Below are 13,231 nucleotides of genomic sequence, written 5' to 3' on the forward strand. Positions count from 1 at the left end.
TAAGAATAGAGCTTAATTGCTAATTCAGATAAATTGATAGAGTGTTTGTAGATAATAGATTTTAGTGTAAATAAGATACGGGTCTGTAGCTCAGTTGGTTAGAGCGCACCCCTGATAAGGGTGAGGTCGGTAGTTCAAGTCTACTCAGACCCACCATTTTTTTTGGGGCCATAGCTCAGCTGGGAGAGCACCTGCTTTGCACGCAGGGGGTCAGCGGTTCGATCCCGCTTGGCTCCACCACTGTTTTATTTGCATGAAGATAGAGATATTTAACAATTTAGTATAGAGATAGACTTAAGAAAATAAGTGCAAGCGGTGGATGCCTTGGCATTCAGAGGCGAAGAAGGACGTGTTAGTCTGCGATAAGTCTGGGGTAGCTGACAAATAAGCATTGATCCCAGAATTTCCGAATGGGGGAACCCAACTAGAGTAGTCTAGTTACTTTATCTGATATAAGATAGAGAGCGAACGAGGGGAACTGAAACATCTAAGTACCCTTAGGAAGAGAAATCAATTGAGATTCCCATAGTAGTGGCGAGCGAAGTGGGAAGAGCCTGGTATGATATAGTCTTAATTATAGTAGAACAAGTTGGGAAGCTTGACGATAGAGGGTGATAGTCCCGTATACGAAATGATTAAGATGGAACTAAGCATACGAACAAGTAGGGCGAGGCACGAGAAACCTTGTTTGAACATGGGGGGACCATCCTCCAAGGCTAAATACTCCTGAATGACCGATAGTGAACTAGTACCGTGAGGGAAAGGTGAAAAGAACCCTTATAAAGGGAGTGAAATAGAATCTGAAACCGCTTGCATACAAGCAGTAGGAGCATGATTTAGTCATGTGACTGCGTACCTTTTGTATAATGGGTCAGCGAGTTACTTTTAGTGGCGAGGATAACTGAATAAGGGATCCGTAGCGAAAGCGAGTTTTAATAGAGCGCCTAGTCGCTAGGAGTAGACCCGAAACCGGCGCGATCTATCCATGGCCAGGTTGAAGGTTAGGTAATACTAACTGGAGGACCGAACCCGGTACTGTTGCAAAAGTATGGGATGAGCTGTGGATCGGAGTGAAAGGCTAATCAAGCACGGAGATAGCTGGTTCTCCCCGAAAACTATTTAGGTAGTGCCTCGTGAATTGACTGATTGGGGTAAAGCACTGTTTCGACTAGGGGGCTTTTACGAGCTTACCGACTCGATGCAAACTCAGAATACGATCAAGTTTTATCACGGGAGACACACGGCGGGTGCTAAGGTCCGTCGTGGAAAGGGAAACAGCCCAGACCGCCAACTAAGGTCCCTAAGTCATAGCTAAGTGGGAAACGAAGTGGGAAGGCCCAGACAGCCAGGAGGTTGGCTTAGAAGCAGCCATCCTTTAAAGAAAGCGTAATAGCTCACTGGTCGAGTCGGCCTGCACGTAAGATTTAACGGGGCTAAGCTATGCACCGAAGTTGCGGAATATATTTAATATATTGGTAGGGGAGCGTTCTGTAAGCCGATGAAGGTGAATTGAGAAGTTTGCTGGAGGTATCAGAAGTGCGAATGCTGACATGAGTAACGTAAAATAAGTGAGATTCTTATTGGCCGAAAACCCAAGGATTCCTACGCAATGTTAATCAACGTAGGGTAAGCCGGCCCCTAAGGCGTAGCTGAAGAGTGAAGTCGATGGGAAACAGGTTAATATTCCTGTGCTGCTTATATGAACGAAGGAGGGACGGAGAAGGCTAGGTAGGCTTGGCGCATGGTTGTCCAAGTGAAAGTAGGTAGGTAGAGGTGCTAGGCAAATCCGGCATCTTGATGATCTGAGATACGAGACGAAGCCGAATTTATTTGGCGAAGCTACTAATGCCCTGCTTCCAGGAAAAGCTTCTAAGTATATTGTATAAGTAACCGTACTGTAAACCGACACTGGTGGGTAGGTAGAGAATACTAAGGCTATGAGAGAACTCTGGTGAAGGAACTAGGCAAAATGACACCGTAACTTTGGAAGAAGGTGTGCCCTTAATGGTGAAGTACTTGCTACGTAAGCTGTTGAGGGTTGCAAATACCAGGTGGCTGCGACTGTTTATCAAAAACACAGCACTCTGCGAACTCGAGAGAGGAAGTATAGGGTGTGACGCCTGCCCGGTGCTGGAAGGTTAATTGAAGGGGTTAGCTTAGGCGAAGCTCTGGATCGAAGCCCCAGTAAACGGCGGCCGTAACTATAACGGTCCTAAGGTAGCGAAATTCCTTGTCGGGTAAGTTCCGACCTGCACGAATGGCGTAACGATGGCCACACTGTCTCCACCAGAGACTCAGTGAAATTGAAATCGCTGTGAAGATGCAGCGTACCCGCGGTTAGACGGAAAGACCCCGTGAACCTTTACTATAGCTTTGCACTGGACTTTGATCATTTATGTGTAGGATAGGTGGGAGACTAAGAAGCATGGTCGCTAGATCATGTGGAGTCGACCTTGAAATACCACCCTTGAATTATTGAAGTTCTAACTCAGCCGGAAGGCGAGGACAGTGTATGGTGGGTAGTTTGACTGGGGCGGTCTCCTCCTAAAGAGTAACGGAGGAGTACGAAGGTGCACTCGGTATGGTCGGAAATCATACCAAGAGTATAAAGGCAAAAGTGCGCTTGACTGCGAGAGTGACGGCTCGAGCAGGTACGAAAGTAGGTCTTAGTGATCCGGTGGTTCTGTATGGAAAGGCCATCGCTCAACGGATAAAAGGTACTCCGGGGATAACAGGCTGATTCCTCCCAAGAGTTCATATCGACGGAGGAGTTTGGCACCTCGATGTCGGCTCATCACATCCTGGGGCTGAAGCAGGTCCCAAGGGTATGGCTGTTCGCCATTTAAAGTGGTACGCGAGCTGGGTTCAGAACGTCGTGAGACAGTTCGGTCCCTATCTGCCGTGGGCGTTAGAGATTTGAGAAGAGTTGCTCCTAGTACGAGAGGACCGGAGTGAACGAACCACTGGTGTTCCGGTTGTTTCGCCAGAAGCATTGCCGGGTAGCTACGTTCGGACGGGATAACCGCTGAAAGCATCTAAGCGGGAAGCCTCCTTCAAGATTAGATCTCTCTAGCTATAAGCTAGTAAGGAACGTTGGAGACTACGACGTTGATAGGCTGGGTGTGTAAGTGCAGTAATGTATGTAGCTTACCAGTACTAATGATCCGAGAGACTTAAGTCTATTTCTATGCTGAATTGTTAAATATCTTTATATACCAAAACTCAGGTTTTGGCGATGATAGCTTGTAGGAACCACCTGATCCCTTTCCGAACTCAGAAGTGAAACTACAACACGCCGATGATAGTCTGGCAGTTGCCCAGGTGAAAGTAGGTAGTCGCCATCTTTTTTCAATACAGCAACTTTTTATCTCGATTACTTGATAGATGCGTTAATTATTTTTAAGCATTTATCGTAAGTAAGTTCGTTTTCTTGTTTTAGTTTATTGTTTTGATCATAAACTTGAAATACTACTTTCTTATTTTGTTTAAAATCTAGCATTTCTCTACAGAAAAAGTTATCCAACCTATCAAAAATCAATTCTTGATTTGGGTCAGTATTTTTAAAAATATAGGTTTGTTGCTTTTGATCATCCATTATTCTTTCAAGATTTAATACATCACTTATCTTTTGTGGCAAGTTTTGATTTAGCAAATAATTATCAAGTTTTGAAAGAAAAGTTTTATCTCTCAAATTGCTATTATTATTTATATCCGTAATAATAACTGTAGCTGCAAAAGCAATACAGTATATTATGATTATGAAACTTACAAGTCCTAATGTGCTGTAAATTCTGGATAAAATTCTCCAGATAAGTAAGCCTTTATGTTTTTTACACGCATTCAATATTGATATAAAAATCAACAGATGGAATATCCAAATTATAATAGAGTAGAAAAATAAATATATTAACCAAGCACCTGGACTTTTTATAAATATAGAAGCTGTATAAACTGCAAGTGTACCAACCAAAAATAACAATATGTTAGGTAGCCAAAAAGTTTTGGCTAGCGACAGATCTCCTTTGTAGAGTCTTATAAATATATTCTTCTTTTTTAACTCATCCATTTTTTATTCTCCTATTGTTTCCTTAAAGGAAGTGTTATAGATACTTTGTAATTGTGTTTTTAAAACCGGCATCGTGGACAAACCCCTCATGCTATACTAAATTAAGTAAATTACTTACTAACCTCTATTAAAATCACTATATGGATCTAACCATGGTTCTGTTTGTAAAGTCAAACTAGGTCTTTTCTCATATAAGGCTAAAAGAAGTCTTTGAACCTGCTCCTCACCATCAAAAACCATAACAGGCTGTAATCTATTTTTATAACATATTCTTCCGTTGTCGGTATATCTTTATCAGGCCAGTTATAAATTCCATATCTTACGACTCTTTTATATTCGTACTCTAAAAAATTCACTAATCTAAAAAAGAAATACCTGCTAAACCAGCTAAACCACCTCTCCATGACTTTTCAAGTTCCAAAATTCGGTCCTTACAAACTTCAAATTCAGTATCAATAGAAAAGAAAATTATGCCGTAGCTAAAATCATTACATGATTTTGAGCGTATTGTAGCTACAGCATAATTATAATTTTTATTTTTATATTCTATAGAATTCTCTAAATGAAGAAAAAGTTTATCTTTGTTAGAGCTACTGTATAAAATCGTAGCCCTTAAATCCATTTGTGGAAATCTTTCGTTATGTTCTCCATGTATGATGCATTTTTCAAACTTATTATTTACCATATTTCCACCTTTCTTATATTAACAGGAATATTACCTGTAGCAATTCTTTCCATTCCTCCACCAGGCATATCAAACATAGGCTCAACTCTGCTTGGACTTGAAAATTTTCCCTTAGGGACATCCATAGTTACTTTTACTTCAGGGGTATTATCAAGAGCTGATCTCTGCCGAGCTCTTAAAGGATTATTATTAGCAGAATCTGTAACATAATGTTTACCTGCTCTACCACCTCTAAGTAAGCCAGTTTCCTCTGTTGCTTTAAGCTCCGCCTTAGACATCCATCGTTGAACAGTTTCAACATTCTTAGCCACATCAGCCTGTCCAGCAAGATTGCGTTCTTCCATTGCTGCTGTAGTCGATGACTCAAGTAATCCGCCTGCTTTACTAGCAGCATACCTAGCTGCTCTTAGCTCTGTAGCTCCATAGGTCAATCCCAAAGCAGTCCCAACAGCCCAACCCGCCTTGTGGGCAAAGCCTTGAGTATGTTCCGTATTAACAAACCCAGCTGACATCCCATTTACCATACCAGATGCGAAATCATTTAGACCATGAAAGAAACCACTAAACGAAAATAATCCTGTAGGGTCTGTATATAATAACGGATTATTATTTGCATATGCATATCTATTGAAGCTAAATAAATCACCTACAGTTGGCTCAGCTGGATCATAAGCCATAAATCTACCAAAATCAGGAGCATAGTATCTAGCGTTCATATTCACTAGATTCATATTCTTAACTGTTTCTTTTCCTGTAAAACCTATATGGTCCTCATCTTGAGTAATCTGACTTTTCTCTAATCCATATGGTCGATAAATTTGCCTCCATTCTGTAACCCCATTTAAAGTACTAGCAATTGGAGAACCTAATGGATTTGTTGTTATATAGTGGTAAGATACATTTTTCAAATCACCCTGGTCATGTCTAGCTTCAACAGCAAGCTTATCATTAAGATATATATAATCAGTTACTTGCTGAGTGGTTTTATTTGGATCTAACTTATAAAGCAATCTTCCTGATTCATCGTAATATGTGATAACAGGTTTTTTACCATCCTCAGTAGTAGATATAACATGACCATTTGGGTCATACACAAACTCAATTTCATGATCTTTATTTTTAAAACTAATCAGATGATTTGCAGCATCATAAACATAAGTGTCTTGACCTTTTTTTATAACATTCCCGTTAGTGTCATAATCTAGTTTCTGAGTGCCTCTTTTTGTATTAGATGTAACAAAACTTAGTAGGTTCTTACCATCATAAACATAGCTATGAGCACCATCATTAGTGGTTGTAAGGGAGGTTATATTGTTTAAATTATCATAGCTATAGCTTGCCTGTCCCCATGGACCACTTGCTTGAATTAACCGATTATTACCATCATATGAAAATGATTCATTATTAGATGAGCTTAAACCATCTATAATACTTATAACATTGTTTTCGCCATCATAAGTATAGCTACTATTGACACTGGTTGTTTTAATATCAGTAGCACGATTCATATTATCGTAAGCTATAGACAAACTAAAATTTGCCCCAGCGTAAGAGGTTATATTATTAGCAGAATTATAAGTAATGCCCGTAATAATATTATTTGACGAGCTTGTAATAGATTGTGACCTTCCAAGCCCATTAGGATTATAATTAATAACTAACCTATCAGGGTAAGTAATAGATTTAATATGACCATAGTTATCATAGATGTAAGAGATACTTTTTTGGGAAGTACCATCAGGATATGAATATTTCAGGCTTGATGTTAACAGATGATTTAGTGCATCGTAAGTATTACTTATTTGGTTAGCCGCACCCATATTTTTAGAAGTAACATTATTATTAGCGTCGTAGCCATATGTAACTGTTGGGGATGCAGGAATCCCATTTGAGGATGAGTAATTCACTTGGATAATATTACCACTACCATCATATGTAAAGTTTGTTAACGTTGAGCCTGCGATTTGTTCAGTTCTACGCTGTCCATTAGAATAATATGAATAACTTGTAGAGCCTTTCCACTTAACTGTGTAAATTCACTTACATGAATCTCTGAATTCTATGCTCAAACTCGATAGCGAAATAAGGCATAGCCTCATTCCAATATTTAACAGGCATAGACCATTTTTTAGTCAAATAATCTATAGCCAAGTACAAAGATTTGAAAACAGAGTCATCTTTAGGAAATAGCTTTTTATTCTTAATGACTTTCCTAAACTGGCTATTAAGCGATTCAATCGCATTAGTAGTGTAAATAACTTTACGAATTTTTGGAGGATATTGCAAGAATACAGTTAAATTATCCCAATTATTTATCCATGACTTTGAAATTAAAGGATATTTAGTATCATATTTATTTGCAAAGTTATCAAGCTCAGATTGAGCTATTGCAATGGTATCAGCATCATATATTTTCTTTAACTCTCTAGCTACCTCTTTCTTGTCTTTATATGGCACATACTTAAGACTATTACGAATTTGATGAACGATACAAAGCTGATGCTTTGTCTCAGGGTATATAGCTTGTATAGCATCAGACATGCCTTTTAAATTATCAGTACATGCTATAAATATATCCTGTAAGCCTCTATTCTTTAATTCAGTAAAAACACTAAGCCAATATTTAGCACCTTCATTTTGACTGATCCAAAGACCTAATACATCCTTATGACCAGTTAACGATATGCCAAGAGCCACATACACAGCTTTATTAATAATATGCTTGTCTTCTCTAACTTTAACGACTATACAGTCAAAAAACACTATTGGATAAACTGACTCTAAAGGTCTATTTTGCCATGCTTTAACATCATCAATAATAGCTTCTGTAACATCACTTATAAAGCTTGTACTTATCTTTGTATCATATAACTCAAATAACTGTTGTTGGATATCTGTAGTACTCATACCTTTAGCATACAAAGATATAATTTTTTGGTCTAAGCCGTTTATCTTGGTGACTCTTTTGGGAACTATTTGAGGTTCAAAGTCACTATCTCTATCTCGTGGAACTGATATTTCCAAATTACCTGTGTCTGTAGCTAATGTCTTGTTACTATAGCCATTCCTAGCATTTGATGAATTAGTCCTTTGGTGTTTTGAATAACCAAGATGACTATTCATTTCTGCATCTAGTGCTTTTTCTAATAATCGTTTTGTTAGTTGCTTTAGCAAACCATCTTTCTCAAACATTTGATTAATATCAACACCTGAATCTATTATTTGATCTGCAATAGCTGTGTAAATATCTTCTGACTTCTTATTCTTAGACATTGTTTCTATCCTTAATATTTCGCTAGAAATAATCTAGCAGGTTAATTAAGAATTTACACATTTATTTGGAAAGTCCCAACTTGTAGTGCCAAGCTCTGGGTCGTTTTGGGACATTAACCAATTTAAATGAGTAGAATCTGTGTAGTTATAATTTCTATTTTCTCCACCTTGAGATAAAGATAGAAGTCTACCTTCATTATCATAAAGAGCAGTATTACTTATAGATTGCCTAGTTTTACTTAATAAAATTGGTTCGTCAAAACCTTGTCTATAACTGTATGTGGTTGTTCCATTTGGACTAGTAACTTTTTTTACTGCATTTCCATTACTTCCAGTATATTGAGCGGTCCATGTGTAACTAGCAAAAGAGTTCAATGCTCCAAGAAGCCCTAAAGTAGCCAAAAATATTTTTTTTATATATCTCATTTCGCTACCCCTTAAAATGAACTAGTATCTTTAATTAATTGAATTGGTCTACCCAATATGTCATAAGTGTAAATATCTCCAGTTGAGCACTGGTTTATTGATAAGCACGGATAACTAGTAAATACTTTATTATTAACGATATCGTATTTATAAACTTGTGCAATTGAACCAGATGAATTCCTAACACTTGAGGTTTTATTTATCACTTTACCAAAACCGTCATAGTTTATTACCGTAGCAACTTGACCTTGATACTTAGTGACAGTTAAACCATTATTACTATAAGCATAGCTAATAGAATAACCTGCTGGAGGAGTGATTAAAGTTGGACGGCCATTTATATCATAATAATATTTAGTTGTGTTACCTTCTGGATCTGTTTTGCTTAATACAAGCCCTCTATAATCATAACTATAAACTGTTTTACTACCCTTAGGGTCAATTACAACTGTAGGTTTACCATATTGATAACCTTGATATTTTGTAGTATTACCATTAGCGTCCATTGAAGTTGCTAAATTACCGTTAGAATCATAAGTGTATTTTGTTTCTACAGAGCCTTTCCACTTAACTGTGTAAATTCACTTACATGAATCTCTGAATTCTATGCTCAAACTCGATAGCGAAATAAGGCATAGCCTCATTCCAATATTTAACAGGCATAGACCATTTTTTAGTCAAATAATCTATAGCCAAGTACAAAGATTTGAAAACAGAGTCATCTTTAGGAAATAGCTTTTTATTCTTAATGACTTTCCTAAACTGGCTATTAAGCGATTCAATCGCATTAGTAGTGTAAATAACTTTACGAATTTTTGGAGGATATTGCAAGAATACAGTTAAATTATCCCAATTATTTATCCATGACTTTGAAATTAAAGGATATTTAGTATCATATTTATTTGCAAAGTTATCAAGCTCAGATTGAGCTATTGCAATGGTATCAGCATCATATATTTTCTTTAACTCTCTAGCTACCTCTTTCTTGTCTTTATATGGCACATACTTAAGACTATTACGAATTTGATGAACGATACAAAGCTGATGCTTTGTCTCAGGGTATATAGCTTGTATAGCATCAGACATGCCTTTTAAATTATCAGTACATGCTATAAATATATCCTGTAAGCCTCTATTCTTTAATTCAGTAAAAACACTAAGCCAATATTTAGCACCTTCATTTTGACTGATCCAAAGACCTAATACATCCTTATGACCAGTTAACGATATGCCAAGAGCCACATACACAGCTTTATTAATAATATGCTTGTCTTCTCTAACTTTAACGACTATACAGTCAAAAAACACTATTGGATAAACTGACTCTAAAGGTCTATTTTGCCATGCTTTAACATCATCAATAATAGCTTCTGTAACATCACTTATAAAGCTTGTACTTATCTTTGTATCATATAACTCAAATAACTGTTGTTGGATATCTGTAGTACTCATACCTTTAGCATACAAAGATATAATTTTTTGGTCTAAGCCGTTTATCTTGGTGACTCTTTTGGGAACTATTTGAGGTTCAAAGTCACTATCTCTATCTCGTGGAACTGATATTTCCAAATTACCTGTGTCTGTAGCTAATGTCTTGTTACTATAGCCATTCCTAGCATTTGATGAATTAGTCCTTTGGTGTTTTGAATAACCAAGATGACTATTCATTTCTGCATCTAGTGCTTTTTCTAATAATCGTTTTGTTAGTTGCTTTAGCAAACCATCTTTCTCAAACATTTGATTAATATCAACACCTGAATCTATTATTTGATCTGCAATAGCTGTGTAAATATCTTCTGACTTCTTATTCTTAGACATTGTTTCTATCCTTAATATTTCGCTAGAAATAATCTAGCAGGTTAATTAAGAATTTACACATTTATTTGGAAAGTCCCTTTCTACACCATCGTTAGTACTAGATATCAAGTATCCTTCGCTATCATATTGGTTTACAATAGTATGCAAAACTTTACCACTACTATCAGTAACTTGTATTTTTTTAGGCTTAACCATATGCCCATGAGTAGCTGAAGCTTGAAGTTCCAAATATGTAGTTTTAGTAATCCTAATTTGTCCATCTGAAGCAGTTTCAGTAATCGTTTGGGGATACAAATATGCATTAAAATCAGCAAACTTTTTAGAAATAGTAACTCCATCTTGCGTAATTGTTTGCTCTATTAAATATGGTGTTGCATTTGCTGTATAATTCCATGTATTTACTTCATCGTATACAACATTACCACTTTTATCGAGTTTTTTATGTTCCTTATATGTGCCGTTCCCAGGATCTGCAGAAATGGTATAGTGTTTTGGGTAACCTAAATATTTATCTACACTACCATTCATATGTGTAATAGTGTTGTTAGTATAACTGGAATCTACTGAAAAAGACTCTCTAGGAGATTGAGTCAGGTTTGCTCCAGAGTAATTAACATAAGGAAACTGATGTTTTGATGTTAGGCTCCCATATGTATACGTGATTCCATTAACATCTGTTATATGAGAAAAATCAAACTTAATTTGTCTGCCATCTGGATACTTGACATTTTGTAAGAAACCATTTCCTGAATTACGACCAAATGTCCAAACCCTACCTTGATTATCTGATATTTTAGTATAATAAACCGCTGTACATTTATAAAATTGCTGTCCACGAGCATGCTCCTCATAGACCCGCGTTGAACTTATATTAAAGCTAACCTCGTAACCATTAGAAAGGCTTATTTTAGTTACATATAAACCAGTTAAACCTAAACCATAATCACACAATTTTTCACTTGTATGAGGTTCAATCATGTATTTAGCATTACTATATGAAAACGTTACTTTAGATTTTTTATGTGGACTATAAATATAGCCTTCATATCCATGGAAAGCATCACCTGTATATAAAACTCCATCGCTTGAGTAAATAGAAAATACTCCGCTGCCATTTACAGTCCCATGAAAATGAGTGTTTGAGACAGCGCTACCTCCATTTGCCCCTGAAGATAAAGTATTAACACCTCCATTTACATCTCTGACAAAACCAATTAAATTTTTATTTCCTAACCCAATTGTAATAATTAAAGGAACAGAGAGTTGACCATTATTACTAATATACGCACTATAATTAAAATTTAAGCCATCATCTAAAGAAGTGCTAATTATAGGTATTTCTTTAGTGAAATCACCAGTTTCTGGTTGATAGCTCATTATTTGAGTATTGTTCGTTACAGGAAAAGATAAGTTATTATCACTACCTGATTTAAGTTTTTGAGCGGCAAAGACTACAGAAAATAAACCAAAATACAAAACAAAAAAATTTTTCATATATGTTAAAACTCTATGTTTATTAATTATAATTAAATAATAACATAATAAAAAATTATATTTCACCAAAAAATTTAAACTTTTGTGTCTTGCTTACAATAATATTACATCTATATTTAATGGTCGTTAGATTGTAGTCTGAGAGTTTACTAAATAATTGAAATGGAGCCCTGAGTGTAGTTTATTAGGTTTTATCGGTAAAGTTTTGCTTCAATTCTATTTATACTATATTATTTTTACTAATTTAATTTAAAACCTGGTTATTAATGTTTTCTAGATCTTTCGGTAGCGCTTTATTGATAATAGGCACAACTATTGGTGCAGGCATGCTTTCTTTGCCTTTAGTTGTAGCATCATGTGGGTTTATAGTAGCTATTATTTTGCTAGTTATGTCATGGAGTGTGATGTATATCACAGCTATAAGATTATTGAATGTTTGTGCAAAATATCCGTTAGGTGTAAATTTTACAACTATGATGCAATCAAAAGTGCCTAAAGTATATCAGATATCTTTCAGTGTAATATATTTGCTTTTATTGTATTCTTTGATGTCAGCCTATACCACGCAAGGTGCTGAGTTGGTTAATTATGCTTATACTGCTATAGCACCTACAAAAAATAATGTATTTTTACCTGCTTTAATTTTTATTCTGATTTTTAGTTCATTTATGTATAGTTATAGGATCTCAGATTATACAAATAGATTTTTTGTTTTTCTAAAATTTATCTTCTTTATTTTGGCTATAGCTATTATGTTGCTATATATAAATCCAGTTTATTTAAATAGTATGCCTTTATCTTTATTAGCAATAGTTTTTGCATGGCCCACATTGCTACCATCATTTGGATTTCATAATGTTATACCAGTACTTTATGAATATCAGCAGGCAGATATAAAGAGTATCCGTAAAAGTATATTTATTGGGAGTATAAGTGTATTAGCGATTTATATAGTCTGGTTGCTTTTAGCTTTGGCATTGATTCCTCAACAAGGTTTGCATAGCTATCAAACATTGTTTTTATCAGGAAACAATACACCAAGCGGCTTTGTAGAACAAATTAAAACAATTTCAAACTCAAACTTGTTAGAGCTAGGTTTAAATATATTTATTCATATTGCAATTATTACCTCTTTTATTGGAGTTGGTATTTCACTAATACACTATATGAAAGATTTATTTATAAAAAACGGAAAAAACATAAGTAACTTGGGTTTAAGTTTAATTTGTTTTGTGCCACCCCTTATATTTACAGTTTTTTATCCTAAAGGTTTTATACTAGCTTTGCAGTATGCAGCTATATTTGCGGTAATAATATTTGTTTATACACCGATATTCCTTAGTAGAAGCATAGATTCAAAAACGATGTCTTTAAATTTTTACGCTATAGCGCTAGGTAGTGCTGTAATTATATGTCAAATAGTTAATTTATATTTTGATATTAACCCTTTTTAAAGTTTCTAAATTAGA

The 13,231-nt window shown here is 35.6% G+C and carries 10 protein-coding genes, 2 tRNA genes and 2 rRNA genes; 5 read left to right on the plus strand and 9 right to left on the minus strand.

Going from position 1 to position 13,231, the window contains the following annotated elements:
* Window positions 1–79 precede the first annotated feature (79 nt).
* From E3E15_RS00205 to rrf, 4 genes are all read left to right on the plus strand, one after another.
* Window positions 80–156 (plus strand) — tRNA-Ile (locus E3E15_RS00205).
* Between the two features lie 8 nt (window positions 157–164).
* A tRNA-Ala gene (locus E3E15_RS00210) sits at window positions 165–240 on the plus strand.
* 52 nt (window positions 241–292) lie between these two features.
* A 23S ribosomal RNA gene (locus tag E3E15_RS00215) occupies window positions 293–3,181 on the plus strand.
* 47 nt (window positions 3,182–3,228) lie between these two features.
* Window positions 3,229–3,344, plus strand: a 5S ribosomal RNA gene (gene rrf, locus E3E15_RS00220).
* 29 nt (window positions 3,345–3,373) lie between these two features.
* On the opposite strand, the gene E3E15_RS00225 is transcribed toward rrf, so the two are convergent.
* The 9 genes from E3E15_RS00225 to E3E15_RS00260 all read right to left on the minus strand — a co-directional run bounded on the left by E3E15_RS00225 (window position 3,374) and on the right by E3E15_RS00260 (window position 11,762).
* Entirely contained in the window at window positions 3,374–4,066 is a 693-nt protein-coding gene (locus E3E15_RS00225; protein ID WP_172106153.1) for a hypothetical protein, read from the minus strand.
* Window positions 4,067–4,183: 117 nt separating this feature from the next.
* Window positions 4,184–4,306: a hypothetical protein gene (locus E3E15_RS07930; protein ID WP_280954103.1), complete on the minus strand. Its 123-nt coding sequence runs from the start codon at window positions 4,304–4,306 to the stop codon at window positions 4,184–4,186.
* Between the two features lie 115 nt (window positions 4,307–4,421).
* Window positions 4,422–4,751, minus strand: a complete 330-nt coding sequence (locus E3E15_RS00230; protein ID WP_172106154.1) for a hypothetical protein — start codon at window positions 4,749–4,751, stop codon at window positions 4,422–4,424.
* On the minus strand, window positions 4,745–6,658 hold the full coding sequence (locus E3E15_RS00235; protein ID WP_172106155.1) for an RHS repeat domain-containing protein: 1,914 nt from the start codon (window positions 6,656–6,658) through the stop codon (window positions 4,745–4,747). The genes E3E15_RS00230 and E3E15_RS00235 overlap by 7 nt, the downstream gene beginning before the upstream one ends.
* A 133-nt stretch (window positions 6,659–6,791) precedes the next feature.
* Complete coding sequence (locus E3E15_RS00240; protein ID WP_172106156.1) at window positions 6,792–8,024, minus strand: IS256 family transposase; 1,233 nt, start codon at window positions 8,022–8,024, stop codon at window positions 6,792–6,794.
* A gap of 45 nt (window positions 8,025–8,069) precedes the next feature.
* Window positions 8,070–8,450, minus strand: a complete 381-nt coding sequence (locus E3E15_RS00245) for a hypothetical protein (RefSeq protein ID WP_172106157.1) — start codon at window positions 8,448–8,450, stop codon at window positions 8,070–8,072.
* A gap of 11 nt (window positions 8,451–8,461) precedes the next feature.
* Window positions 8,462–8,956 carry an RHS repeat protein gene (locus tag E3E15_RS00250; protein WP_172106158.1) on the minus strand — a complete coding sequence of 165 codons (495 nt, stop codon included), beginning with the start codon at window positions 8,954–8,956 and terminating at the stop codon, window positions 8,462–8,464.
* 79 nt (window positions 8,957–9,035) lie between these two features.
* Window positions 9,036–10,268 (minus strand): IS256 family transposase, encoded by a 1,233-nt coding sequence (locus tag E3E15_RS00255; RefSeq protein ID WP_172106156.1) that lies wholly within the window; start codon window positions 10,266–10,268, stop codon window positions 9,036–9,038.
* Between the two features lie 45 nt (window positions 10,269–10,313).
* Window positions 10,314–11,762, minus strand: coding sequence for a hypothetical protein (locus E3E15_RS00260; protein ID WP_172106159.1), 1,449 nt, complete (start codon window positions 11,760–11,762; stop codon window positions 10,314–10,316).
* 266 nt (window positions 11,763–12,028) lie between these two features.
* Between E3E15_RS00260 and E3E15_RS00265 the strand changes: the two genes are divergently transcribed.
* Window positions 12,029–13,216 (plus strand): amino acid permease, encoded by a 1,188-nt coding sequence (locus E3E15_RS00265; RefSeq protein ID WP_172106160.1) that lies wholly within the window; start codon window positions 12,029–12,031, stop codon window positions 13,214–13,216.
* The last annotated feature ends 15 nt before the right edge of the window (window positions 13,217–13,231 follow it).

Source organism: Allofrancisella frigidaquae, from assembly GCF_012222825.1.
In the GTDB taxonomy this organism is placed as follows: domain Bacteria; phylum Pseudomonadota; class Gammaproteobacteria; order Francisellales; family Francisellaceae; genus Francisella; species Francisella frigidaquae.